General features: G+C 71.3%; 20 protein-coding genes. 13 read left to right on the forward strand and 7 right to left on the reverse strand.

The window, feature by feature from the left end; all coding sequences use genetic code 11:
* Positions 1-50: 50 nt before the first annotated feature.
* The 4 genes from LXM50_RS00285 to LXM50_RS00300 all read right to left on the reverse strand — a co-directional run bounded on the left by LXM50_RS00285 (position 51) and on the right by LXM50_RS00300 (position 6,521).
* Complete coding sequence (locus LXM50_RS00285) at positions 51-3,581, reverse strand: error-prone DNA polymerase (protein WP_233309115.1); 3,531 nt, start codon at positions 3,579-3,581, stop codon at positions 51-53.
* Positions 3,581-5,152 carry a DNA polymerase Y family protein gene (locus tag LXM50_RS00290; RefSeq protein WP_233309116.1) on the reverse strand — a complete coding sequence of 524 codons (1,572 nt, stop codon included), beginning with the start codon at positions 5,150-5,152 and terminating at the stop codon, positions 3,581-3,583. The genes LXM50_RS00285 and LXM50_RS00290 overlap by 1 nt, the downstream gene beginning before the upstream one ends.
* Complete coding sequence (locus tag LXM50_RS00295; RefSeq protein ID WP_233309117.1) at positions 5,149-5,925, reverse strand: hypothetical protein; 777 nt, start codon at positions 5,923-5,925, stop codon at positions 5,149-5,151. Before LXM50_RS00295 ends, LXM50_RS00290 begins: the two co-directional genes overlap by 4 nt.
* 146 nt (positions 5,926-6,071) lie before the next feature.
* A complete protein-coding gene (locus tag LXM50_RS00300) occupies positions 6,072-6,521 on the reverse strand; it encodes a nuclear transport factor 2 family protein (RefSeq protein ID WP_233309118.1) in 450 nt (149 codons plus the stop codon).
* 111 nt (positions 6,522-6,632) lie between these two features.
* Here LXM50_RS00300 and LXM50_RS00305 point away from each other — a divergent pair, with 111 nt between their 5' ends.
* The 7 genes from LXM50_RS00305 to LXM50_RS00335 all read left to right on the forward strand — a co-directional run bounded on the left by LXM50_RS00305 (position 6,633) and on the right by LXM50_RS00335 (position 12,057).
* Complete coding sequence (locus LXM50_RS00305) at positions 6,633-7,487, forward strand: Rieske (2Fe-2S) protein (protein WP_233309119.1); 855 nt, start codon at positions 6,633-6,635, stop codon at positions 7,485-7,487.
* 79 nt (positions 7,488-7,566) lie between these two features.
* Positions 7,567-8,037, forward strand: a complete 471-nt coding sequence (locus tag LXM50_RS00310) for an A24 family peptidase (RefSeq protein ID WP_233309120.1) — start codon at positions 7,567-7,569, stop codon at positions 8,035-8,037.
* A gap of 71 nt (positions 8,038-8,108) precedes the next feature.
* Positions 8,109-8,321: a hypothetical protein gene (locus LXM50_RS00315; RefSeq protein ID WP_045252387.1), complete on the forward strand. Its 213-nt coding sequence runs from the start codon at positions 8,109-8,111 to the stop codon at positions 8,319-8,321.
* Positions 8,314-8,928, forward strand: coding sequence for a CYTH domain-containing protein (locus tag LXM50_RS00320; RefSeq protein WP_233309121.1), 615 nt, complete (start codon positions 8,314-8,316; stop codon positions 8,926-8,928). Before LXM50_RS00315 ends, LXM50_RS00320 begins: the two co-directional genes overlap by 8 nt.
* A gap of 127 nt (positions 8,929-9,055) precedes the next feature.
* Entirely contained in the window at positions 9,056-10,210 is a 1,155-nt protein-coding gene (locus LXM50_RS00325; protein WP_233309122.1) for a type III polyketide synthase, read from the forward strand.
* Entirely contained in the window at positions 10,200-10,922 is a 723-nt protein-coding gene (locus LXM50_RS00330; RefSeq protein ID WP_233309123.1) for a methyltransferase domain-containing protein, read from the forward strand. The genes LXM50_RS00325 and LXM50_RS00330 overlap by 11 nt, the downstream gene beginning before the upstream one ends.
* Positions 10,909-12,057: an NAD(P)/FAD-dependent oxidoreductase gene (locus LXM50_RS00335; RefSeq protein ID WP_233309124.1), complete on the forward strand. Its 1,149-nt coding sequence runs from the start codon at positions 10,909-10,911 to the stop codon at positions 12,055-12,057. Before LXM50_RS00330 ends, LXM50_RS00335 begins: the two co-directional genes overlap by 14 nt.
* A 147-nt stretch (positions 12,058-12,204) precedes the next feature.
* Here the strand turns inward: LXM50_RS00335 and lpdA are convergent, their stop codons facing one another.
* On the reverse strand, positions 12,205-13,602 hold the full coding sequence (lpdA, locus tag LXM50_RS00340) for a dihydrolipoyl dehydrogenase (protein WP_233309125.1): 1,398 nt from the start codon (positions 13,600-13,602) through the stop codon (positions 12,205-12,207).
* Positions 13,603-13,715: 113 nt separating this feature from the next.
* Between lpdA and LXM50_RS00345 the strand changes: the two genes are divergently transcribed.
* The 3 genes from LXM50_RS00345 (at position 13,716) to LXM50_RS00355 (ending at position 15,547) form a co-directional block, all read left to right on the forward strand.
* A complete protein-coding gene (locus LXM50_RS00345) occupies positions 13,716-14,192 on the forward strand; it encodes an FHA domain-containing protein (protein ID WP_233309126.1) in 477 nt (158 codons plus the stop codon).
* Positions 14,192-14,869, forward strand: coding sequence for a MerR family transcriptional regulator (locus tag LXM50_RS00350; protein WP_233309127.1), 678 nt, complete (start codon positions 14,192-14,194; stop codon positions 14,867-14,869). The genes LXM50_RS00345 and LXM50_RS00350 overlap by 1 nt, the downstream gene beginning before the upstream one ends.
* Before the next feature lie 132 nt (positions 14,870-15,001).
* Complete coding sequence (locus LXM50_RS00355) at positions 15,002-15,547, forward strand: MerR family transcriptional regulator (protein WP_045272640.1); 546 nt, start codon at positions 15,002-15,004, stop codon at positions 15,545-15,547.
* A gap of 86 nt (positions 15,548-15,633) precedes the next feature.
* On the opposite strand, the gene LXM50_RS00360 is transcribed toward LXM50_RS00355, so the two are convergent.
* Positions 15,634-16,443, reverse strand: a complete 810-nt coding sequence (locus LXM50_RS00360) for a ParA family protein (protein ID WP_045252454.1) — start codon at positions 16,441-16,443, stop codon at positions 15,634-15,636.
* Between the two features lie 83 nt (positions 16,444-16,526).
* On the opposite strand from LXM50_RS00360, the gene LXM50_RS00365 reads away from it, so the two are divergent.
* The 3 genes from LXM50_RS00365 (at position 16,527) to LXM50_RS00375 (ending at position 22,514) form a co-directional block, all read left to right on the forward strand.
* On the forward strand, positions 16,527-19,940 hold the full coding sequence (locus tag LXM50_RS00365; RefSeq protein ID WP_233309128.1) for a pyruvate carboxylase: 3,414 nt from the start codon (positions 16,527-16,529) through the stop codon (positions 19,938-19,940).
* A 127-nt stretch (positions 19,941-20,067) separates the two neighbouring features.
* Positions 20,068-22,023, forward strand: coding sequence for a MinD/ParA family protein (locus LXM50_RS00370; protein WP_267920448.1), 1,956 nt, complete (start codon positions 20,068-20,070; stop codon positions 22,021-22,023).
* Entirely contained in the window at positions 22,023-22,514 is a 492-nt protein-coding gene (locus LXM50_RS00375; protein WP_233309129.1) for a peptide deformylase, read from the forward strand. The genes LXM50_RS00370 and LXM50_RS00375 overlap by 1 nt, the downstream gene beginning before the upstream one ends.
* 68 nt (positions 22,515-22,582) lie before the next feature.
* Here the strand turns inward: LXM50_RS00375 and LXM50_RS00380 are convergent, their stop codons facing one another.
* On the reverse strand, positions 22,583-24,409 hold the full coding sequence (locus LXM50_RS00380; RefSeq protein WP_233309130.1) for a long-chain fatty acid--CoA ligase: 1,827 nt from the start codon (positions 24,407-24,409) through the stop codon (positions 22,583-22,585).
* Positions 24,410-24,530: the final 121 nt, after the last annotated feature.

A 24,530-nucleotide genomic window follows, 5' to 3' on the forward strand; every position in this document is an offset into this window, starting at 1 on the left:
GGCGCGGACGAGCGCCTCAGAACCGCTCCATCCGGGGACCGGGTCCCTGTTCATTGGAAGTCACGGGAGTGGTGCGTCACGCCCACCGCGAGCTGCTCGAACGCATCGGCCAGCAGATTGGTGACGCCCTCGGGGGAGCGCTCCAGGATGCCGCGCACGATCAGCGCGGGCGACTCCCGGGCGATCCGGCGATAGCGCAGCCACACGCCCTGCGTGCAGATGACGTTCACCAGGCCGTGCTCGTCCTCGAGGTTGAGGAAGGTCACACCGCCCGCGGTGGACGGACGCTGACGATGGGTCACGAGGCCCGCCGTCTCGACCCGCCGGCCGTTCTCGTATGTGCGCAGTGCGGAGGAGGTCAGCACCCCGCGCGCGTCGAGCACCGGGCGGAAATGCGCGAGCGGGTGGTCGTCGGTGGACACCCCGGTCGCCCAGAGGTCGGCGGTGAGGATCTCGTAGCTGGTCTGGTCGCCGAACAGAGGCGGCTGCACCGCGACCACCGTGTCGGGCAGGTAGCGGGCGCGATCCTCCGCCGCGGAGCCGGCCAACCAGATCGCCTCCCGGCGCTGCAGCCCGAGGGAGTCGAAGGCCCCGGCGGTGGCGAGGGCCTCCACCTGTGAGGCGGTGAGGTCGGTGCGGCGCACGAGGTCGTTCAGATCCCGGTACGGACCGCGGGCGTCGCGTTCGGCGACGATCCGCTCGGCCGTCTTCTCGCCGATCCCGGTGACGCCGGCGAGCCCGAGACGCACGGCGAAGCGGCCGTCCCTGCGGTGCGCGGCGGTCTCGTCGGGAGCCTTGGGGTCGAACGGATCCGCCTTCACTCCAGGAGGCCTCGCCGGGAGCTGATGCGTGCAGGCCTCCAGCCCCGTCAGCCCTGCCACGGCCGGATCCACCGGCTCCAGGGTCTCCGTCGCTCCGGAGAGGCGGATGTCGGGCCGACGCACCTCGACCCCGTGCCGGCGGGCGTCGCCGGTGAGGGTCGCGGCGGAGTAGAACCCCATGGGCTGGGAGCGCAGGAGCCCGGCGAGGAACGCGGCAGGGTAGTGCAGCTTGAGCCAGGAGCTGGCGTACACGAGCAGCGCGAACGAGAGCGAGTGGGATTCCGCGAAGCCGAAGTCGGAGAAGGCCTGGATCTGCGCGTAGATGCGGTCCGAGGTCTCCGCGTCCAGTCCGTGCCGGCGCATGCCTGTGTACAGGCTCTCCCTGATGCTGTCGATCTTCTCCAGTCCGCGCTTGGACCCCATCGCCCGACGCAGCGTGTCGGCCTCGTCGGCGGTGCAGTCGCCGAGCGTGGTCGCCATCTGGATGAGCTGCTCCTGGAAGACCGGGATGCCCAGCGTGCGGCTCAGCACCGGCTCCAGCACCGGATGCGCGTAGGTCACCGTCTCCTGGCCGAGCTTGCGCCGCACGAACGGGTGCACCGCACCGCCCTGGATGGGACCGGGGCGGATGAGGGCGATCTGGACCGCCAGCTCGTAGAACTCCCTCGGCTGCAGGCGGGGGAGCAGCCCCATCTGCGCGCGGGACTCGACCTGGAAGACCCCGATCGTGTCGGCGCGGCAGAGCATGTCGTAGACCGCGGGCTCCTCCTTCGGCAGGGAGTCCAGCGTCCACTCCTCGCCGGTGGCGTCGCGGACCAGGTCGAAGCAGTGCCGCAGGGCGGAGAGCATCCCGAGCCCGAGCAGATCGAACTTCACCAGGCCCATCCACGCCGCCGCGTCCTTGTCCCATTGGATGACGGTGCGCTTCTCCATCCGGGCGTGCTCGACGGGGACGACCTCGCCGACCGGGCGCCGGGTGAGCACCATGCCGCCGGAGTGGATTCCCAGATGGCGGGGCGCGCGCAGCAGCTCATCGGCGTAGGCGACCACCTGCTCCGGGATGTCGTGATCGGGCACGGGGCTCAGATCCAGCCCCCAGCGCTCCACCTGGCGCGACCAGGCATCCTGCTGACCCGGGGAATGCCCGAGAGCCCGGGCCATGTCCCGCACCGCGTTCTTCGGCCGGTACTGGATGACGTTCGCGACCTGCGCCGCGTTCTCCCGACCGTATTCGTCATAGACCCACTGGATGATCTCCTCGCGGCGCCCCGAGTCGAAGTCGACGTCGATGTCGGGCTCCTCGGTGCGGGTCGTGGCGAGGAAGCGCTCGAAGGGCAGGCCGTAGAGGATCGGATCCACCGCGGTGATGCCGAGCAGATAGCAGACCACGCTCGCCGCCGCCGATCCGCGGCCCTGACAGAGGATCCCGCGATCCTTCGCCTCTTTGACGATCCCGTGCACGATGAGGAAGTAGCCGGGGAAATCCTTCTCCTCGATCACGTTCAGCTCCCGTTCGATGCGGCGCCTCCCCTCGTCGGTGAGCTCTTTCGGGGTGCCGTCGGGGTAGGCCGAGGGCACCGCCGCCCAGACCAGCGCCCGCAGGTGGCTCATCGGGGTCTCGCCCTCGGGCACCCTCATGGTCGGCAGGGCGGGCTTGGCGCGGCGCAACGGGAAGGCACAGGCCTCGGCGATCTCGAGGCCCGCTGCGATCGCCCCGGGATAGCGGGCGAAGCGCGCCGTCATCTCCGCCCCCGAACGCAGGTGCGCGGTGCCATGCGCGGGCAGCCACCCCTCGAGCTCGCGCATGCTGCGGGTGGCGCGCACGGCGGCGATCGCCTCGGCGAGCTGGGCACGTTCCGGTGCGGCGTAGTGCACGTTGTTCGTCGCGACCACGGGCAGGCCGTAGCGGAGCGCGAGGGCGGCGAGGGCGTCGTTGCGACGGCTGTCGAGCGGATCGCCGTGGTCGATGAGCTCGACGGCGACCCGATCGGTGCCGAACAGGTCGACGAGGGTGAGCAGTGCCCGCTCCGCACCCTCCGGTCCCTCCCGTTCGAGAGCGCTGCGGACGCCTCCCTTGCGGCAGCCGGTGAGGATCGTCCAATGCCCCCCGGCGCGGTTCGCCAGCGACTCGATCTCGTAGAACGGCCGCCCCTTCTCACCCCCGCGCAGCTGCGCCGCGGTGATCGCGGCGGAGAGGCGGTGGTAGCCCTCCTCGCCACGGGCCAGCACGAGCAGGTGCTCGCCGAGCGGATCCGGCAGTCCCCGGCGCTCCGGGGGCGGGAGGAGACCGGCGCGGCCTCGTGCGCCGGGACCACGCGCCTCCGGGCCGGGGAGGGACAGCTCCGCTCCGAACACGGTCTGCAGCGGCGGCCCGGCGTCCTCGGTGCTCTCCGCCTTCGTGTTCTTCTCCGGATCCGTGAGGGATGCGGCGGCCTCGGCGAAGCTCGCGGCACCGTAGAAGCCGTCGTGGTCGGTGATCGCCAGGGCGGTGAGTCCGAGCCGCTGAGCCTCGGCGATGAGGTCCTCGGGGGAGGAGGCGCCATCGAGGAAGGAGTACGAGGAGTGCACGTGCAGCTCGGCGTAGGGGACGGCGTTCTTCGGACGCTCGATCCCGTCCAGCCGGATGGGCGGGCGCTTGTGCATGCGGGAGGGAGCGTCGATCGCGATCTGCTGATGCAGTGGCCCGCCGGCTCGGGGAGCCTTGCCGCTGAGGGTGCGCTCCAGCGCGGCCCACGACATGTCGGGGTTGTGGAAGCCCATCAGTGATACCTCCCCTCGGCCCACCACTGCGCGCCACCGGCTCCGCCGGCGTCGGCAACATGGAGCACCAGCCAGGCCCGATCCTGCTCGTCGACGAGCTGCAGGCGCTCGCCGCGGAACGAGCCCGCCGGATCCCCGCGCCGGTCCCGCACCGGCCAGGGGCCCGCCCAGGACAGCACCGCGCACTCATCCACGGCGGCAGGCTCGGCGGTGAGCAGCCCGCGGCCGTCGATGTCGATCGGGCTGCCGTCGGCTGCGGTCACTGTGATCGGCCGTGGCGGGGCGAACACCTCGGCCGGCAGCGGATCCGGCAGCTGCCCCGGCCAGGGCTGATCCGCAGGGCGGGCCGGCACGACCCGCTCGCCCCAGGGCGTCAGCTGCTGCCGGTCGGAGACGAGGCGCCCGCCGGCCACGACGGCGGTGACCACGCCCTCGTGCCCGAGCAGGGTCTGCACGCGGGAGACGGCGTGGTGCAGCCGCTCATCGGTACCGGATCCGAACAGGCCGGGCTGGTGGTGCGCGGCGTCGTCGACGGCGATGGGGGCGATCCGCACCCGGACGATGCCGCGGAACCGGTGCGCCTCGTCGTCGTCGCCCGCGGCGGCGGTCTCGGCGGCCAGCGACTCCAGCTGCCAGCGCACCCGGTCGACCAGGTCGGAGGCCTCGAAGCAGGTGGGGTGCAGCCAGGTGCGCGACGTCACCTGCTCGTCGTCGTCCGTGAGATCGATGCGCACCTCGGTGCACACCAGCGAGGCCTTCGCGAGGGCGAGGATGACGGCGTCGGCACTCTGCCGGACGGCGAATGCGATCTGATCGGACTGTCCCAGGGGTGACTCGAACTCGACCTCCGCCACCAGCTCCGGGTCCGGTGGGCGCGGCACGACGGGGCGGGAGTCCGCGCCCGCGGCCAAGGCGTGCAGGCGCGCGCCGTGCTCGCCGAACCGCGCCCGCAGCCGTTCCGCGCCGAGGGCGGTGAGCTCGCCGAGGGTGCGCACGCCGAGGCGGAGCAGCAGCGCCGTCACCTCCGGATCCTGCAGGGCCTGCACGGGCAGCGGAGCGAGGAAGGCGGCGGAGGCTCCCGCCCCGACCACGAGCACCGGATCCGCGCCGCGCGCCGCGAGCTCGGCGGTGAACGGCCCGTCCGCGATCCCGATCCGCACCTCGGGGTGTCCCTCGTCCGTGAGTCGGACGTGCAGAGCGCGCGCCGCCTCGTCCTCCCCGCCGTGGAAGCGTGCGACACCGCGGGCGCGGAGCAGGGCGAGCCCCGGCCGGAGCAGCTGCGCCCCGGGCGCCTGCTCCTCGATCAGACGCAGGACGGGCAGGAACGCCCGTTCGTCCCTGGCCGGATCCGCGGGCAGGATGCGCAGGTTCGGCAGCAGCCCCTGCGCCTCCCTGCGGCGCTGCCCGACCCGCACGCCCTGTGCGCGTGCGGCCGCGCTGCAGGCGACGACCCTGTTCGCATGCAGGATCGCCGCGGGCTCACCCGCCTCGGCGCCCAGGGCCGCGCGCAGCGGCCAGTCCGGGAACCACAGCACGATCACCCGGACCGGCTCCCGCACCGCGGGGCTCATCCCGCCACCGCCAGGAGCGCGGGCGCATCGACGAGCGGACGCGGGGCGACGTGCATGGGGGGGAGCGGGATGAGGCGGGGCGCCGCGGGGGCGACGGCCTCGACCATGCCGTTGATGCCGGGAAGTCGCACGCGCACGCTCTGCGGCGCGGGGGAGCGCCGGGTGCGCGCGGTGACCGTCACCTCGCACTCCTCCAGCGCACCCCAGCCGGATCCCAGCCCTCGCCAGTGCGGATCGTGCACCTGAAGGGATCCCTCGCTCTGCGGCCAGGTGGCGGAGGCGCCCGACGTCCCAGAGACGACCAGCAGCGTGCAGCCGCGATCGCGGAGCCGGGCGCTCAGCCGGCTCAGCTCCGCGTCCCGCACTGCGGAGGAGGGGCGGATCGCGATGAGCGGGATCACCTCGCTCAGCGCCGAGACGACGGAGAGCCAGCGCGACCCCGGGGCGGGGACGAGGAGGAGACGGTCCAGATCCACGCCGTGCCCGGCCAGCGCTTCCACGCCCAGAGTGGGCATGCCGACGGCGGCGCACCACGCGCCGGTGCGCGAGGCCCCGGCGAGGAGCGCCCCGATGAGCCCGGGGGAGGGGGAGAGCGTATACGTCGTGCCGACCTGCAGACCGCCTTCGGGAAGGATCGCCTCGAGGGGAGGGGGGACCGGGATCAGCGGCAGGTCGCTGCGCCGGCGCTGCATGCGGGTGATCTCGCGGCGCAGCCGCAGCACATCCTCGGCGCGGGTGTCGGCGTCGGGGGCGATCATGGAAGCGAGCGTCATCCCATGAACTCCATTCTCGAAGATCTCTTCTAATACTGCAACAGCAGAGACGACGATAACTCGTACATCCGACATGGATGCCGAGAAGAACGGGAGAGGGGTCGAGCACGGACCGCCCGCCGGTCGGCAGACGGCGATCCGCATCCTCAGACGACGGGGCGGGCCTCCTGGCGCACGTCCTCGTGCAGGTGCGCGATGCGCAGCGCGCCGTCCTGTCGGCGCTGCAGCACGGCGGTGTTGCGGGACAGCTCGGGGGAGATCGCGGCGCCGTGAGAATCCGTCCCGTCCACACGCAGCCACCAGGTCGCGATGAGGATGTCGCCGACCTCGCGCACACGGAGATCCTCGACGGTCAGGGAGTTCTCCGTCCAGGCCCACGGCGGCGGAGCAGCCGGCGCGGAGGCGCGGGCCCGGCGAAGGGCGGCGAGCTCCTCGAGTCCCGTCACCAGGGCGTCGGCGGCGGAGTCGAAGATCGTCACGTCCTCCGCGAGGCGGTCGTCGATCGCGGTGGAGTCGCCGCGCAGATAGTCGTCGTACATCCCCGTCAGCAGGCGATGAACGTCCTCGAGGGGCAGGGAGCGGGCGGTCGGGTCCATCGCGGCGAGGCTATCAGCTTGCGCAGCACCCGCTGCCCGTCCAGCCGTTGACCCCTGCCGACCGCGGGGGTAGACAGGAGGTTCCCACGGAACGGTGCGGAGGAGCGATCCATGCGAGTGACAGCGGCGATGCAGTCCCTGATCCGGACGATCGGGAGGAGCAGGGGACTCGATCCCGCGGCGGAGAAGCTGAGCGGCTGGGTCGACGCCGCCACCCGCCCCACGCCCGTGAAGAACGCGCTGTCCGGTTCCTGGCTGGGTCACCAGGTGCATCCCATGCTCTCGGATCTGCCGATCGGGGCGTGGGGCGCGGCCACGGTGCTCGATCTCACCGGGGCGGATCCGGCCGCATCGCGGCGCCTCGTCGGCCTCGGCATCCTCGCCTCCGCGCCGACCGCGGCGGCGGGCGCCTCCGACTGGTCGGCCCTGTACGGTCCCGCCAAACGGGTCGGCCTGATCCACGCCGCCGCGAACGCGACCGCGTCCGTGCTGCAGATCACCTCCTGGCTCGTGCGCCGGCGCGGGCACCACGGCGCCGGCGCCGCGCTCAGCCTGCTCGGGCTGAGCCTCACCCTGGGATCGTCGTATCTCGGCGGGCACCTCTCCTTCGTCCGCGGCACCGGCGTGAACCACACGGCGTTCCAGGGCTCGGTGCGGCGCTGGACGGACGTCGGCGCGGACGCCGACCTCGCCGAGGGGACGCGATCGCGGGTGCTCGTGGGTGACGTCCCCGTGCTGCTCATCCGCGTCAACAGCGAACTGCGCGCGATCTCCGCCGTCTGCAGCCACGCCGGCGGCCCCCTCGACGAGGGGAGGCTCGGCGCGGACGGCTGCGTCACCTGTCCCTGGCACGGCAGCAGGTTCCGCATCGAGGACGGGTCCGTGCAGCGAGGTCCGGCGAGCGTGCCGCAACCGCGCTGGGAGGCGAAGGTCGAGGACGGCCGGATCCTGCTCCGATCCGCCTGAGAGGCGACGTCGGGCGGTCCTCCGACGGGTTGTCCACAGGCTCGTCACGCCGCTCGGGCCGATCCTCTACCGTCGGAGCATGGATCCTGCTGCGGTGATCGTCGTGCTGGCGCACCTCGCGCTGCTCGGGATCGGGGCCCGGCTGATCGCCGTCGACATCGCGACGCACCGGCTCCCCGACCGGATCGTGCTGCCGACGCTGGCGGGCGCTCTCCTGCTCGCGCTCGCCGACGCCGTGCTCGCGGGCGGGGGTGCGCGGCTCCTCGGAGCGCTGTGGGGGATGCTGATCCTCGGCGGCTTCTACGCCCTGCTGCGGGCGCTGAGTCGCGAGGGCATGGGCGGCGGCGATGTGAAGCTCGCGGCCCTCATCGGCTTGGTCCTGGGATGGCACGGATGGCAGGCGCTCGTGGTCGGCGCCGCTGCGGCGTTCGTGCTGGGCGCCGTGCATGCGCTCGGACTCATCGTGCTGCGCCGTGCGACCGGTTCGACGCACATCGCGTTCGGGCCGTGGATGATCATGGGCGGCGCCCTCGGCGTGGCAGTGGTGTGAGGACCCGGTGCCGGCGGGCGCGAAGAACGAGGAACGCGTCCCGCGGGTGGCCGGGGGATTAGGGTGAGCACATGGCACTCGCACGGCTTCACGGCGGCCCGCTGGACGGGCAGATCATCCCCCTCGGGTCGGCGGACGACGAGATCGCCGTCCCCTACAGCGAGACGCTGCTCGTCTACAACAAGCGCGGCGAACCCACGCACACGGGGGAGCACGACGGGCCCACCGAGTACGCGTACTGGTACCAGGGGTCCCAGGACGATCTCAATCCCGCGGATGTCTGAGCCGTCCCGCACCGTCGAGGTCGAGCGCAAGTACGACGTCGACGGCAGCACGCCGCTGCCGTCGTGGGATGCGGTCCCCGGCGTGGACTCGGTGACGGAGGGTGAGGCCCGAGCGCTGGACGCCCGCTACTTCGACACGGCCGCGGGCGATCTCGCCCGTGCGGGCGTGGCGCTGCGGCGTCGCACCGGAGGACCGGACGAGGGATGGCACGTGAAAGGCCCTCGCAGCGGCGACGGTCGCGTCGAGCTGGGCTGGCCGCTCGGCGAGGACGAGGAGATGCCGTCGGCCGTCGCGGAGATCGTCGCCCAGTGGACGTCGCACCCCGTCCTCCCGCTCGCGCGCATCGAGAACGCCCGCACTGCCTACCTGCTCATCGGTCCCGGTGGCGTGGTGGCCGAGTTCGTGGACGATCGCGTCCGCGGCACGGACCTGCGTCACGGCGGCCAGCGGGAATGGCGCGAGTGGGAGATGGAGCTGGGCCCTGCGGCCCCGGCGGACGAGGCGGGGCGGGTGGCCTTCTTCCACGCGGTGGAGCAGGCGGTCATCGCCGCGGGCGGCCGGAAGTCCCCCTCCGGATCCAAGCTCGGTCGCGCGCTCGGGTTCTGAACGGAACATCTCGCAGGCCTCTGGGCTCCGCTGGGGGAGCCGGCCGCCGTCATCCGGCGATGTCGCAGAGGGGACGGGAATCCGCAAGCCCCTTCCCGCCACGCGGACGGGATGCTTGAGTGTCACCATGAGCAGCCCGGCGGTGCTGAGGTCCCTGCAGACGGTGGTGCCGGACACGGTCCTGCATCAGAGCGAAGTGCGCGACGTCTTCGCGGCGCAGCCGGACCTGAGCCGGCTCGCCCGCCGTATCGTCACCGCCTCCTTCGACGGATCCGGCATCGACACCCGCCGCACCGTGCTCGACGAGCTGACGCTCGCGGCGACCGATGCGGAGCCGGTGTTCTTCGATCACGCGACGGGGGAACTGCTGTCCCCGGCCACCGGCGTCCGCAACGATGTCTACGTCCGCGAGGCCGGGCGGCTGTTCGTCGCCGCGGCCCGGGCCGCTCTCGACGCCGACCCCGAGGTCGGGCCCGCAGACATCACCCATGTCGTCACGGTCTCCTGCACGGGGTTCCACGCCCCGGGACCGGAGTACGGGATCGTGCGCGCGCTGGGCCTCTCCGACTCCGTGCAGCGCTATCACCTCGGCTTCATGGGCTGCTACGCCTCGATGCCGGCGCTGCGCGCGGCGAGCCAGTTCTGCGCCGCGGATCCGGACGCCGTGGTGCTGGTGGTCAGCGTCGAGCTGTGCACCCTACATCTGCGCTCGTCCGAGGATCCGGACGTGATCGTCGCCTCCTCCCTTTTCGCCGACGGAGCGGCGGCCGGCATCGTCACCGCCCGCCCGTCCGCCGGCCCCGGGCTGCGCCTCGACCGGTTCCACACCGCGATCGCCCCGCAGGGGGAGAAGGACATGGCGTGGACCATCGGGGACCACGGCTTCGAGATGACCCTGTCCACCGCCGTGCCGCAGATCATCGGCGAGACGATCGTCGATGCGCTGCACCCGCTGTACGCGGGGGAGCTGGAGGCGCCCTTCGAGGACGGCAGGATCGGCGAGGAGATCCGGCACTGGGCGATCCATCCCGGCGGACGCAGCATCCTGGACCGCGTCCAGGACCGCCTCGGCCTCAGTGACCTGCAGCTGCACCCCGCCAGGGAGACGCTGCGGACGCACGGCAACATGTCCAGCGCGACGATCCTGTTCGTGCTGCAGCGGATCCTGGAGGAGGAGGGCGCGCACGACGGCGACCGTGCGTCGGCGATGGCGTTCGGGCCCGGTCTGACGGCGGAGAGCGCGCTGATGACGGTCGTCGGCGCGGAGGGCGATGGGCGCTGACCTGTCGGCACGCGCCGTCGACGTGCGCGAGCTGATGGACGACCCCGCCGCGGATGCGCAGATGCTGGCGCGCACCTACCGGCGCTTCGGCGCGGTGAACGCCGTGGTGTCCCGCCCCGGTGCGCTGTACCGGCGCGACATCCGACCGCGGGCCCGAACGGGGCGGGTGCGGATCCTGGATGTCGGCGCGGGCGGCGGGGATCTCTGCCGCGCTCTCGCGTCGCGGCTCTCCCGAGATCGGCTCGCCGTCGAGATCACGGCGCTGGATGCCGATGCGCGGGCCACGGCCTGGGCAGCCGCGCATGACGACGGCGCCGGCGTCGTCTACCGATGCGCGTTCGTCGCCGACCTGGTCCGAGCCGGCGAGACCTACGACATCGTGCTGTCCAATCACGTGCTGCACCACCTGGGGCGGATACAGCTGCAGGAGATGCTCGCCGACACCGCGCGTCTCGCCGGCAGGACCGGGCTCGTCGTGCACCGCGACATCGCGCGCAGCCGCGCCGCGTACGCGCTGTTCGCGACGGGGACGTGGCCGTTCGCCGCGAATCTGCTGGCCGGATCCTTCATCCGCGCCGATGGGCTGACCAGCATCCGGCGCTCCTACACGGCCAGGGAGCTCGCGGCCGTCGCGCCGGCGGGGTGGGTCGTGCGGCGCGGGGTCCCCGCACGACTGGAATTGCGCCGGGAGCCGGGCGATGACAGACCCTGAAGCCCCGCGGGAGCGCGCCACGCTGCTCGACCATGACATCGTGATCGTCGGGGCGGGGCCGGTGGGGCTGCTCCTGGCCTGCCTGCTCGCCCAGGACGGCATCGACGTCGCTGTTTGCGAACGCCGCCAAGGAGATGATCCGCGCAGCCGGGCGATCGGAGTGCACGCGCCAGGCCTGCAGATGCTCGACCGCGCCGGCGTGGGGGCGATGGTGCGCTCCGCGTCGCTCGCGCTCGAGGGCGGCGATGTGCTCTGCCGAGGCCGGATCCTCGCGTCGCTCGACTTCTCCGCGCACCGCCCTGTGCGCGTGCTCCCGCAGCAGCGCACCCACGCGCTGCTGCGGAAGAGACTGCAGTCGCTGTCCGCCGGCGCCCTGCGTCCCGGCTGCAGCGTGCGGGCGGTGCGGGACGAGGGGGAGTTCGTGCGGCTCGCCGTGGAGCGGCCGGCAGGCCGGCAGGAGGTCACCGCGGCGTTCGTCGTGCTCGCGGACGGCGTGCACAGCGCCCTGCGGCACCAGGTCGGCCTCGGCTGGCGGCGCCGCCCTGGCCGCGCGGCGTACACGATGGCCGACGTCCCCGACGCCGCGGCCGGAGTGCGCGCCCAGCTGCACTGCGAGCCCGGGGGGATCGTCGAGGCGTTCCCGCTGCCCGGCGGCATGCGGCGCTGGGTGCTGCGCGGCAGCGGAGTGCACACCGGGGCGGAGTTCCGGGAGGCGATCGCAGAGCGGATCGGGCGGGATCCGGAGATCGAGGATGACATCCAGCCCACCGGTTTCGTCGCGACCCAGCATCTGAGCCGTACCGTCGTCCGAGGCCGCGTGGCGCTGCTCGGCGATGCCGCGCACGAGATCAGCCCGATCGGCGGGCAGGGCATGAACCTCGGCTGGGTGAACGCGGGAAGGCTGGCGACGGCACTGCGCGCCGCGCTGGTCGAGGGCGAGGCTGATCTCGGCGGCTATGCGCGCGGGGCGCTGCGCGCCGCCCGCGCCGCCCAGCGACGCAGTGCCTTCTACATGACCATGGGCGCCCCCGCACGGGGCGTGCCGATGGTCGCGAAGGAGACGCTCATCCGGGCCCTGGGCTCGGCGCCGTTGCGTCCATGGGCAGCGGGTCTGGTGACGATGCACGGCGTCTGAGGCTCCGGTCGGAGCCTCATCCGGGCGCTTCACGACAGGGACCGGGACTCGGATGTCGCCCGCTCATCAGTGACAACGCGACCGGCGGGACGGCAGAGGGCCGGCCACGCCCATGGCGTGACCGGCCCTCAGCTCGATCGGATCCGATCAGAGGTTGATCATGTGGCCCGCGAGCCCGTGGAACGCCTCCTGCAGCGCCTCCGACAGGGTCGGGTGCGTGTGCACGTTGCGGGCGGCTTCGAGTGCCGTGAGGTCCCACTTCTGCGCGAGGGTCAGCTCGGGCAGGAGCTCGGACACGTCCGGGCCGATCAGGTGGCCGCCGATGAGTTCGAGATGCTCGGCATCGGCGATGAGCTTGACGAAGCCCACGGGCTCGCCGAGGCCGTTCGCCTTGCCGTTCGCGCTGAACGGGAACTTCGCGACCTTGATCTCGCGGCCCTCGGCCCTGGCCTGCTCCTCGGTGAGACCGAAGCTGGCGACCTGCGGCTGGCAGAACGTCGCACGCGGCATCATCCTGTAGTCGCCCAGCGTCATGGTCTCCGCCTTGCCGATGGTCTCGGCGGCGACGACGGCCTGCGCCTCGGCGACGTGGGCGAGCTGCAGCTTGGCGGTCACGTCGCCGATGGCGTAGATGCCCTCGACGTTGGTGCGCATGTGGTCGTCGATGTCGATCGCGCCGCGGTCGGTGAGAGCCACGCCCGTGTTCTCCAGGCCGTAGCCGTTCACGTTCGGGGCGAAGCCGACGGACATGAGGACCTTGCCCGCGGTGATCTCGCCCGGCTGGCCGTCACGGGTCTCATAGGTGACGTGCACGGAGGAGCCGTTGTCGGTCACCGTCTTCACCGCGGTCGAGGTGAGGATGTCGACGCCGAGCTTCTTGTACTGCTTCTGGATCTCCTTGGAGACCTCGACGTCCTCGTTGGGCAGCGCCCGGTCGAGGAACTCGATGATGGTGACCTTCACGCCGTAGTTGGTCAGCACGTAGCCGAACTCCATGCCGATGGCGCCGGCGCCCACGATGACGATCGACTCGGGCAGGTCGCGCGTGAGGATCTGCTCCTCGAAGGTGACGACGTTGTCGCTCAGCTGCACGCCCGGCAGCAGACGGACGGTGGATCCGGTCGCGATGATGACGTTGTCGAACGTGACCTCTTCGGTCGTGCCGTCGGATTTCGCCACGGAGATCGCCTTGGGGCCCGTGAAGGTGCCGCGGCCGTCGTACTCGACGACCTTGTTCTTCTTCATCAGGAAGTGGATGCCCTTGACATGGGTGTCCGCGACCTTGCGGCTGCGGTCGAACGCCGCACCGAAGTCGAAGTGCACGTCGCCCGAGATGCCGAAGAACTCGGCCTTGTGGTTGAACGTGTGCGCGATCTCCGCGTTCTTGAGGAGCGACTTCGAGGGGATGCACCCCACGTTGAGGCAGATGCCGCCCCAGTACTTCTCCTCGATGATCGCGGTGGAAAGGCCGAGCTGGGCGCTGCGGACGGCGGCGACGTAGCCGCCGGGGCCAGCGCCGAGGATGACGACGTCGTAGTGTGGCATGCTTCCAGCCTATCGTCCGCGCGGGCGGGCTCGGGCAGGTGAGACAGCGCGGATCCGGCTCCCGGGGGGCGCGCGCTTCCGATAGGCTGGAACGCCAGAGGAGGGGGAGAACAGTGACTGAGAACGACGTTCCCGAAGGCGCCGTCCGCCGCGGCGGTGAGCCCCTGCACGACACCACGCAGACGTTCGGCCACGACTCCGACCTGTCGTTCGTCCCGTTCGGCGCCGAGCTGACCGAGGTCGAGCTGGCGGCGATCGCCGCGCTCCCTTCGGGTTCCGCGCTGCTGCTGGTCCGCTCCGGTGCGCTCGCGGGCGCCCGCTACCTGCTGGATACGGCGGTCACCACGGTCGGCCGCCACCCGGAGGCGGACATCTTCTTCGACGACGTGACGGTCTCCCGGCGGCATGCCGAGGTCATCCGCACCGGCACGGCGTTCGAGATCGTCGACCAGCGCTCGCTGAACGGAACCTACGTCAACGGCGAGCGGGTCGATCGCAGCGAGCTTCACAACGGCTACGAGGTGCGCGTCGGCAAGTTCCGGCTGAACTTCTTCGCCTCGCCCGTGGATCTCGCGCAGGCGAACGACTGATGGCGGCGTCGGCCGCCGAGCGTTCCGCCCCCACCGGGTTGCTGAGCATCGGCCAGGTGCTCGCACGCCTCACGCCGGAGTTCCCCGACGTGCGCGCCTCCAAGCTCCGCTTCCTGGAGGAGAAGGGGATCGTCAACCCGGTGCGCACCGCATCCGGGTACCGCAAGTTCTCCGCCGCCGACCTGGAGCGGATCCGCATCGCGCTCACGCTGCAGCGCGATCAGTACCTGCCGCTCAAGGTCATCCGCGAGCACCTCGACGCCCTCGAGGAGTCCGGCGGCTCGCCGGAGCTGCCCACGTCGATCGTGCAGGGGCCGCGGCGGTACCGTCGCGACGAGCTGATCCATGCGGCGGGTGCGTCGCACGCGCTCCTCGGCGACGCGGTGTCCAGCGGCATGCTGCCCGCGGCCGAGACCTATCCCGAATCCGCGGTCTCCCTGCTGCGCGCGCTCGCTGCCCTGGACGGCCACGGCATCGGGCCGCGCCATCTGCGGCCGCTGCGCCAGAGCGCCGAACGCGACATCGCCCTGGTCCAGTCGGCGCTGTCCGCTCTGCTGCGCCGCACCGACACCCCGTCGCGGGCGCGCGCCAGCGAGATGGCTCCCGAACTGGCGTCCCGCCTGGACGAGGTGCGCTCGCTCCTGGTCAAGGACGGCATCGGCCGACTGCTGTCGTAACGAACTGATTGCGACACACCCCCCTCCCGGGACGGATGTCGTTGTCGGGGGGTCCGCGCTGTTCTAGCGTGGAGTCATCGACTTTCAGGTTGTGGTTGAAGGATGCTGTGCCTTCAGGATGAGGAGGATGCCATGAGCGCCGAGGAACGGGGCGATGCACCGTCGTTCGGGGACGATCTCCTCTTCACCGACGGGCTTCCCGCGATGGACGACGAGGTCGGCTATCGCGGTGCCGTGGCCGCCCGCGCGGCCGGCATCACGTATCGCCAGCTGGACTACTGGGCGCGCACCGAGCTGGTCGTCCCCACCGTCCGCGGCGCGAGCGGATCCGGATCCCAGCGGCTCTACGGCTTCCGCGACATCCTCGTGCTGAAGCTCGTCAAGGAGCTGCTGAACACCGGTATCTCGCTGCAGCAGATCCGCACCGCCGTCGACCAGCTCCGCGCTGCCGGCATCCGCGACCTCGCCGGCACCACGCTCATGAGCGATGGCGCCTCGGTCTACCTGTGCACCTCGAACGACGAGGTGATCGACCTGCTCAGCCGCGGCCAGGGCGTCTTCGGCATCGCCGTGGGCAAGGTGTTCCACGAGGTCGAGGCGACGCTCGTCGAGTTCGACGCCCTCGCGCCGGAGCCGATGGACGACCTCGCCGCACGCCGCTCCCGTCGTACCGCCTGACCGCGCGGCGCGACAGACGGAAAGAGCCGGCCCCTCGGGGACCGGCTCTCGTCGTCTCGGAGGTTCCTGCGAACCGCGGAGTCCGCTCAGACGCGGGTGTCGTCGGGCAGGGCGATGCGCCCGGTGCGGATCACCCGGTCCAGCAGCGTGTCGAAGTCGGCGGCGAGTTCCTGCGCGGAGTCGCCGGGCCAGATGTGCAGCGGCTTCGCGGCGCCCTGGGCCTGCTGCAGAGAGGTGCGCTCGGGCAGCTGGGGCGAGAGCACGAGCGGGCCGAACATGTCGCGCAGCTCCTTGATGCGGAACTGGTGCTCGATCGACTGCGGGCGCACGCGGTTGACCACGATGCCGAGCGGCTGCAGTCGGGGGGAGAGGCCGCGGCGGATCTCCTCGATCGCGCGCAGGGCGCGGTCGGCGGCGGCCACCGAGAACAGTCCGGGCTCGGTCACGACCATGACACGGTCGCTCGCGGCCCATGCGGTGCGCGTGAGCGCGTTCAGCGACGGGGCGCAGTCGATCAGCACGAGGTCGTAGTCGGCCTCGACGGCGGCGAGTGCCTCCTCGAGCTTCCAGACGTCGCGCACGCTCGGGTGCGGGCCGTCGAAGTTGATCGCGGACGGGCTGCCGATCAGCACGTCGATCGTGCCGGGGTGCACCTTGGCCCAGCCCGAGGACGTGATCGCCTGTCGGACCACCTTCTCCTTCGGGTTCGCCAGGACATCGGCGATGTTGAGGCGCCCGGCGACCTGGATGTCCATGCCGGTGGAGACGTCGGACTGCGGGTCGAGGTCGACCACGAGGGTCCGGACGCCGCGGGCGAACGCCGCCGAGGCGAGGCCGAGGGTCACGGTCGTCTTGCCGACACCGCCCTTGAGGGAACTGACGCTGAGTACGTGCACGGAGACCACGTTACCTTCCTCTAGGCTGAGGAAACACTCAGCCCCCCGATGCGCGTCGTTGCGCAACCAGTGTTCGAGGTGCCATGTTCCAGAAGATCCTTGTGGCCAATCGTGGAGAGATCGCGATCCGGGCCTTCAGAGCCGCGTTCGAGGTAGGGGCCAGGACCGTCGCGGTCTTCCCCTGGGAGGATCGCGGATCCATCCACCGGCAGAAAGCCGATGAGTCGTATCAGATCGGCGAGGTCGGGCACCCGGTGCGGGCCTACCTCGACGTGGAGGAGATCATCCGGGTGGCACGCGAGTGCGGCGCGGACGCGATCTACCCCGGCTACGGCTTCCTCTCCGAGAACCCGGAGCTGGCGGCGCGCGCGGCCGAGAACGGCATCGCCTTCATCGGGCCTCCGGCGCATGTGCTGGAGATGGCCGGCAACAAGGTGACCGCGAAGCAGCACGCGGTCGCCGCAGGCGTGCCGGTGCTGCGCTCGACCGGCGCCTCGGACGACGTGGACGAGCTGGTCGCGCAGGCCGAGGGGATCGGGTTCCCGATCTTCGTCAAGGCCGTCGCGGGCGGCGGAGGCCGCGGGATGCGCCGGGTGGAGACGATCGGCGAGCTGGCTCCCGCCCTGGCCGAGGCCATGCGCGAGGCGGGGAGCGCGTTCGGCGACGCCCGTGTCTTCCTCGAACAGGCCGTGCAGCGGCCGCGGCACATCGAGGTGCAGGTGCTCGCAGACGGCACGGGCCATACCGTGCACCTGTTCGAGCGGGACTGCTCGGTGCAGCGCCGCCATCAGAAGGTGGTCGAGATCGCCCCGGCGCCGAACCTCGACGACACGATCCGCAAGGCTCTGCACGGCTACGCGGTGGCCTTCGCGAAGTCCATCGGCTACGAGAACGCCGGCACCGTCGAGTTCCTCCTGGAGACGGCCGGCGAGCGGGCCGGCGAGGTCGTCTTCATCGAGATGAACCCACGGATCCAGGTCGAGCACACCGTGACGGAGGAGGTCACCGACGTCGACCTCGTGCAGTCGCAGATCAGGATCGCGGCCGGCGAGACGCTCGCCGACCTGGGCCTCGAACAGGACCAGATCCAGCTGCGCGGCGCTGCGCTGCAGTGCCGCATCACGACCGAGGACCCGGCGCAGGGCTTCCGCCCCGACACCGGGCGGATCACGACCTACCGGTCGCCCGGCGGCGCCGGCATCCGACTCGACGGCGGCACCACGGCGGCCGGCTCGCAGATCAGCCCGCATTTCGACTCGATGCTCGCGAAGCTCACCTGTCGAGGCCGGGACTTCCCGGCGGCAGTGGCCCGGGCGAAGCGTGCCCTCGCCGAGTTCCGCATCCGCGGTGTCGCGACCAACATCCCGTTCCTGCGCGCCGTGCTGGACGATCCGGCGTTCGTCGCCGGCGACGTGTCGACGCTCTTCATCGAGGAGCGGCCGCAACTGCTCACCAGCAACCCCTCGAGGGACCGGGCGACGCGACTGCTGAACTGGCTCGGCGACGTCACGGTGAACAAGCCGTACGGACCGAAGCCGTTGTCGCCGTCGCCGGGCAGCAAGCTCCCGAAGATCGATCTGAGCGTCGAGCCGCCCGCCGGAGCCCGCGAGCGGCTGCTCCGCCTCGGGCCGGCAGGGTTCGCCCGTGCGCTCCGCGAGCAGACCGCGCTCGCCGTCACCGAGACCACCTACCGCGACGCGCACCAGTCGCTGCTGGCCACGCGCGTGCGCACCAGGGACCTGGTGCGCGTGGGCCCGCACGCGGCGCGCATGACGCCGCAGCTGCTCTCGATCGAGGCCTGGGGCGGGGCGACCTACGACGTCGCGCTGCGCTTCCTCGCGGAGGACCCGTGGGAGCGCCTCGAGGCGCTGCGTACCGCCATCCCGAACATCCCGCTGCAGATGCTGCTGCGCGGCCGCAACACGGTCGGGTACACGCCGCGGCCGGTCGAGGTGACGAACGCGTTCGTGCGTGAGGCGGCGTCGACGGGGGTGGACATCTTCCGCATCTTCGACGCGCTCAACGACGTGTCGCAGATGCGTCCCGCGATCGACGCCGTGCTGGAGACGGGCAGCGCGGTCGCCGAGGTGGCGCTCTGCTACACCGGGGATCTGCTGGACCCCGCGGAACAGCTCTACACGCTGGACTACTACCTGCGCCTCGCGGAGCAGATCGTGGAGTCCGGCGCGCACATCCTCGCGATCAAGGACATGGCGGGTCTCCTCCGGCCCGCGGCGGCGGCGCGTCTCGTGGCCGCGTTGCGCGAGCGGTTCGATCTGCCCGTCCAGGTGCACACGCACGACACCGCGGGCGGGCAGCTCGCGACGCTGCTGGCCGCCAGCGCCGCCGGTGCCGACGCGGTGGATGCGGCCGCCGCACCGATGTCCGGCACGACGAGCCAGCCGTCGCTGTCGGCCCTCGTGGCGGCACTTGCGCACACCGACCGCGACACCGGGCTGGATCTGCAGGCGATCGGCGATCTGGAGCCGTACTGGGAGGGCGTGCGCCAGCTCTACCGCCCCTTCGAGTCGGGTCTGCCCGCGCCCACGGGGCGCGTGTACCACCACGAGATCCCCGGTGGCCAGCTCTCCAACCTGCGCCAGCAGGCCATCGCGCTGGGACTCGCGGACGATTTCGAGCGCATCGAGGACATGTACGCCGCGGCGGACCGGATCCTCGGCCGGATCCCCAAGGTGACCCCGTCTTCGAAGGTCGTCGGCGATCTCGCCCTGGCGCTCGTCGCGGCGGGAGCCGATCCGGCGGACTTCGAGCAGAATCCGCAGAACTACGACATCCCCGACTCGGTGATCGGCTTCATGGCCGGAGAGCTGGGAGACCTGCCCGGCGGATGGCCGGAGCCGTTCCGCACGAAGGTGCTGGCGGGACGACAGGTGTCGATCGACGTCGTCCCGATCTCACCGGACGAGCAGCGCGCACTCGACGGCGAGAGCCTCGAGCGGCGGCAGGCGCTGAACCGTCTGCTCTTCCCGGGACCTGCCGCGGAGTTCGAGCGCAACCGCGCCGCGTTCGGCGATCTGTCCGCGCTCGGCACGCCGGACTACCTCTACGGCCTGGTCCCCGGCGAGGAGCACGTCGCCGAGATCGATCCGGGGGTGCAGCTCTACGTGGGTCTCGAGGCCATCGGCGAAGCGGACGAGAAGGGCTTCCGCACCGTCATGACGACGCTGAACGGTCAGCTCCGGCCGGTGTTCGTGCGGGATCGCTCCCTCAAGATCACGGTGCACGAGGTCGAGAAGGCGGACACCTCGAAGCCGGGGCAGGTGGCTGCGCCGTTCTCGGGCGTGGTGACCCTGAAGGCCGAGGTCGGTGATGCCGTCCGCGCCGGCGAGGCGGTCGCCTCCATCGAGGCGATGAAGATGGAGGCGGCGATCACGGCCCCCGTGGACGGCGTCGTCGAGCGCCTCGCGATCGGCGCCACGCAGCAGGTCGATGCGGGCGATCTCCTGGTCGTGATCCGCCCGTCGCACACGGACTGAGAGCGGCGGAGGGCCCCGCGCGTCGGACGCCCTCCGCCCCGGCCCGCCGCGTCGGGGCGCGGCGATGTGCACTAACCTTGGGCGTTGTGATGCGCGCCGACAGGGCGTATCACGGGGGAGAAGCATCATGAGCACAGAACGCAGGAATACACAGAGCGAGGATGCCGAGGACGCCCTCGGTGTCCTCGACAGCACCGGCGCCATCGGCACGGCGGACATCGGGCTGCTCGGAGAACCGAACGCCCAGGTCTCCGTCGCGCTGCCGGTCCAGGACGACGATGACCTCGTCGACGACGACGTCACCGACGGGGAGGCGTTCGCCGACCTCGTCCTCGACGCCGACCCCGCCGACCTCGTCCGCCCGGACGACGGCATCGGGAGGATCCATCAGGGCGCGGGCATCTCGGACATCGTGATCGAGATCCCGGCGGTCGCCGCCGAGGACGTCCTCGTCGCAGAGCTCGTCGAGGAGGCTCCTGCCCCCGAACACGACGACGAGCACGGGCACGACGTCGTCGGGGAGGTCGAGGATCCCGACGGCCCGTCGCGGCTGACGCCATCCTCTGAAGCACTCGATGCGGTCGTGGAGACGGTCGTGGAGTCCGCCGCCGGCGGAGCCGATCACCGGATCCCTGACGTCGCACTCGAGGCCGCTGCCGACGAGAACGTGGACGCGGGAGAGCCCGAGATCCAGGTCGCGGCGGTCGCCGAGGACGCAGAGGTCCGCGAGGACGTCGAGCGCGCTGCCGACGACGACGCCGCCGAGAGCGACACGGACGCCGTCGCAGCCGTAGAAGGCCCCGCGGGATCTCTCGACGAAGAGGGCGCTTCCTGGGTCCGCCACGCGGATGCCGGAGCGGAGCCCGACCCGGTGCCGCCGCAGGACTCGTACCCGCTGCCGGTGCGCACCTTCGTCGCCACTCGCGAGCCCGAGAGGACCGATGATCCTGCGGCATCGGTCCGCCCCGAGGAGCCGGTGCTCCGCGCCGTCGACGGATCGGGGCCCGCGCCGGTCCGGGTGCTCGATAGGAACACCGTGCCCGTCGCTGCTGCGGAGGAAGAGATCATGACCGACGACCAGGCCCGCACGTCCGACCCCGACCTCACCTCGCGCCGGCTGGATCAGCTCGGCGACCGGGAACGGGAGAGCGCGGACCTGCTCACCGCCGACCGGCTGCTGGACGCGAGCAGACTCGCCGGTCCCGAGCCGGAGGGCCTGTGGAGCCATCTGCTCTACACGGTGTCCGGCCGCCGCATCAACCTCGGCGACGGCAAACGCGCCCAGCAGCGCAAGGCTCTGAGCGCGCGCATCGCCGCGCCGCTGTCGGGAACGGCCCGGTTCGTCCCGGTGCTGAGCCGCAAGGGCGGCGTCGGCAAGACCACGGTGACGGCGCTGCTCGGAATGGCTCTCGCCGACGCACGGGAGGACAGGGTCATCGCGGTCGACGCGAACCCCGACCGCGGCACGCTCGCCGACCGCATCGCACGCACGAACAGCAAGACCGTGCGCGACCTGGTGCGCATCCACGATCAGGTCACCGGCTATCACGACATCTCCGCCGTGGTCTCGCGCGATGCCACGCGCCTCGATGTGCTGGCTTCGGACGCCGACCCTCGCGTCTCCGAGGCGTTCAGCGACGAGGATTACGACCAGGTCGCCTCCGTCGCCGCGCACTACTACTCGCTCGTGCTGACCGACACCGGCACCGGCATCGTGCATTCGGTGATGGGCGCGACCCTGGACCGCGCGGACACGCTCGTGATCGTCGCGGGGCTCAGCGTCGACGAGGCGCGCCTCGCGTCCGAGACGCTCACCTGGCTCGAGACGAACGGCTATGCCGGCAAGGTCCGCGAGGCGGTCGTGGTGCTCAACCAGTCGACCCCGGGCTCTCCCATGGTGCGCCTGGGAGAACTGGAGGCGCACTTCCGCACCCGTGTCGCGCACGTGCTGCGCATCCCGTACGACGCCCGCATCGCGGCAGGCAGCGCGATCACCTTCGCTGCCCTGCAGCCCGAGACGCGCCAGGCCGCGCGGGAGCTCGCCGCGATCGTGGTCGAGGGCCTGAGAGCGCAGGCGGCCTGATGGCGGTCCGTGAGATCCGGCTCTTCGGAGACCCTGTGCTGCGCACGGTGTGCGCGGAGATCGGGACGATCGATGACGGCGTCCGTGCGCTCGTCGCCGACCTGGTCGACAGTGTCGAGCTGCCCGGTCGTGCCGGAGTCGCGGCGCCGCAGATCGGTGTGGCGCTGCGCGCGTTCAGCTACAACATCGACGGCGACATCGGCTACGTGCTGAACCCCGTGCTGGTCGAGGTGCGCGGCGAGCCGGTGCCCACCGGTGAGGGCTGCCTCTCCGTGCCCGGCCTCTGGCACGACGCACTGCGCCACCCGTGGGCGCGCGTGGAGGGGATCGACCTCGACGGCGAGCCCGTGGTGCTGGAGGGGGAGGGGCTGCTCGCCCAGGCGCTGCAGCACGAGACCGACCACCTGGACGGCACGGTGTACCTCTCCCGGCTGGATCCCGAGACCCGCAAGATCGCGATGCGTGAGGTCCGCGAGAGCTCCTGGTTCTGAGAACGGGGATCTGAGAACGGAGAAGGGCCCCGGGGAAGATCCCGGGGCCCTTCTCCGTTGTCCTGCGATCAGCCCAGCGGCACCGTCGTGGTGGCCGTGGTCTCGTTGTAGATCTCGGCGACCTGCGGTGCGAAGTCCTTCATGATCACGTTGCGCTTGATCGAGAGCTTGGGCGTGAGGTGCCCGCTCGCCTCGGTCCACTCGGAGGGCAGGATCGTGAACTTGCGGATCGACTCGGCGCGCGACACGCGGGTGTTGGCGACGTCGATGGCGCGCTGCACCTCGGCGCGGACAGCGTCGTTCGTGGCGGCATCGGCGAGCGACATGCCCGCGTCCAGACCGTTGTTCGCCAGCCAGGACGGCAGCATCTCCGGGTCGAGCGTGACGAGCGCCGCGATGAACGGCTTCTGGTCGCCGACCACGACCACCTGGCCGACGATCGGGTTGGCGCGGATCGGATCCTCGAGCGCGGCGGGGGAGACGTTCTTGCCGCCTGCGGTGACGATGATCTCCTTCTTGCGGCCGGTGATGGTCAGGAAACCCTCGTCGTCGAAGGAGCCGAGGTCACCGGTGCGGAACCAGCTGTCGTGGAACGCGGCCTCGGTGGCCTCCGGGTTGTTCCAGTACTCCTTGAAGACGTTGATGCCGCGCACCTCGATCTCGCCGTCGTCGGCGAGGCGGATGCCCACTCCGGGCAGCGCGGGACCGACGGTGCCGATCTTCGCCTTGTGCGCGGTGTTCACGGTCGCGGGGGCCGTGGTCTCGGTGAGCCCGTATCCCTCCAGGATCGTGATCCCCAGGCTGTGGAAGAAGTGGCCGAGGCGCGCCCCGAGCGGCGCGGATCCGGAGATCGCATACTGCACGTTGCCGCCCATCGCCTCACGCAGCTTCGCGTAGACGAGCCTGTCGAACAGGGCGAACTTGATCCTCATGCCGAGCGGAATCTTCGCGCCCTCCTCGACGAGGCGGGAGTGCTCGATGGCGGTCGCCGCGGCGGCGCGGAAGATCTTGCCCTTGCCACCGGCCTCGGCCTTCTGCTCGGCCGAGTTGTAGACCTTCTCGAAGACGCGCGGCACGGCGAGGAGGAAGGTGGGCTTGAAGGATCCGAGCGCGGGGAGCAGCTGCTTGGTGTCCGGCTGGTGGCCGGTGCGGACGCCGGCGTGGATGTCGAGGATGGAGATGAAGCGCGCGAACACGTGTGCGGTCGTGATGAACAGCACGGTCGACGCGCCCTGGATCGACACGACGTCGTCGAGCGACTTCGCCGCATTGCGGGACAGCTCGACGAAGTTGCTGTGCGTGAGGACGCAACCCTTGGGGCGCCCGGTCGAACCCGAGGTGTAGATGAGCGTGGCGATGTCCGTGCCGTTGGCGATGACGCGGCGGCGCTCGATCTCCTCGTCGGGCACGTCGACCCCCTGCGCGGTGAGCTGCGCGATCGCGCCGAGGTGCATCTGCCAGACGTCGCGGACCAGCGGCAGGTCGCCGCGGACCTCGTCGAAGCGGGTGAAGTGCTCGGGGGACTCGACCATGAGCGAGATCGCCGCCGAGTCCTCGAGGATCCACTGGATCTGCGACGGGGAGCTGGTCTCGTAGATCGGCACCATGACGGCACCGGCGTAGAACAGGGCGAAGTCGACCAGGGTCCACTCATACGTCGTGCGCGCGAGGAAGCCCACCTTCTCGCCGGGCTGGATGCCGGCCGCCACGAAGCCCTTCGCGAGGGCGATCACCGCCGTGCGGAACTCAGCGGCGGTGATGTCGCGCCAGCCGGCACCCTCGGGCACGGAGAACAGCGCGAGATTCGGGGTCTTCTGCACCCGCTGCTCGAGGAGGTCGGTGATGTTGTCCTCGGGTGCGGCTTTGACGATCGCGGGGACTTCGAACTGGACCACGGCAACTCCTTCGGGGCCGGACGGGTACATGCTTCCCAGGAGTCTATGCCATGCGGCGTCTGGGGTCGGGGCATCCACGGTGAGATTGAGTCGCACGATCAGTGAAACTGCGTCGCACCCT

The organism is Microbacterium sp. Au-Mic1, assembly GCF_021341785.1.
In the GTDB taxonomy this organism is placed as follows: Bacteria; Actinomycetota; Actinomycetes; order Actinomycetales; family Microbacteriaceae; genus Microbacterium.

Bases quoted from the DNA above. Each gene is read 5' to 3' on its own strand.
- LXM50_RS00365 (WP_233309128.1), top strand. From the start codon at position 16,527: ATGTTCCAGAAGATCCTTGTGGCCAATCGTGGAGAGATCGCGATCCGG.
- LXM50_RS00300 (WP_233309118.1), bottom strand. From the start codon at position 6,521: ATGGACCCGACCGCCCGCTCCCTGCCCCTCGAGGACGTTCATCGCCTG.
- LXM50_RS00370 (WP_267920448.1), top strand. From the start codon at position 20,068: ATGAGCACAGAACGCAGGAATACACAGAGCGAGGATGCCGAGGACGCC.
- LXM50_RS00355 (WP_045272640.1), top strand. From the start codon at position 15,002: ATGAGCGCCGAGGAACGGGGCGATGCACCGTCGTTCGGGGACGATCTC.
- LXM50_RS00325 (WP_233309122.1), top strand. From the start codon at position 9,056: ATGAGCAGCCCGGCGGTGCTGAGGTCCCTGCAGACGGTGGTGCCGGAC.
- LXM50_RS00310 (WP_233309120.1), top strand. From the start codon at position 7,567: ATGGATCCTGCTGCGGTGATCGTCGTGCTGGCGCACCTCGCGCTGCTC.
- LXM50_RS00285 (WP_233309115.1), bottom strand. From the start codon at position 3,581: ATGGGCTTCCACAACCCCGACATGTCGTGGGCCGCGCTGGAGCGCACC.
- LXM50_RS00335 (WP_233309124.1), top strand. From the start codon at position 10,909: ATGACAGACCCTGAAGCCCCGCGGGAGCGCGCCACGCTGCTCGACCAT.
- LXM50_RS00295 (WP_233309117.1), bottom strand. From the start codon at position 5,925: ATGACGCTCGCTTCCATGATCGCCCCCGACGCCGACACCCGCGCCGAG.
- LXM50_RS00320 (WP_233309121.1), top strand. From the start codon at position 8,314: ATGTCTGAGCCGTCCCGCACCGTCGAGGTCGAGCGCAAGTACGACGTC.
- LXM50_RS00305 (WP_233309119.1), top strand. From the start codon at position 6,633: ATGCGAGTGACAGCGGCGATGCAGTCCCTGATCCGGACGATCGGGAGG.
- LXM50_RS00315 (WP_045252387.1), top strand. From the start codon at position 8,109: ATGGCACTCGCACGGCTTCACGGCGGCCCGCTGGACGGGCAGATCATC.
- LXM50_RS00350 (WP_233309127.1), top strand. From the start codon at position 14,192: ATGGCGGCGTCGGCCGCCGAGCGTTCCGCCCCCACCGGGTTGCTGAGC.
- LXM50_RS00375 (WP_233309129.1), top strand. From the start codon at position 22,023: ATGGCGGTCCGTGAGATCCGGCTCTTCGGAGACCCTGTGCTGCGCACG.
- LXM50_RS00290 (WP_233309116.1), bottom strand. From the start codon at position 5,152: ATGAGCCCCGCGGTGCGGGAGCCGGTCCGGGTGATCGTGCTGTGGTTC.
- lpdA (WP_233309125.1), bottom strand. From the start codon at position 13,602: ATGCCACACTACGACGTCGTCATCCTCGGCGCTGGCCCCGGCGGCTAC.
- LXM50_RS00330 (WP_233309123.1), top strand. From the start codon at position 10,200: ATGGGCGCTGACCTGTCGGCACGCGCCGTCGACGTGCGCGAGCTGATG.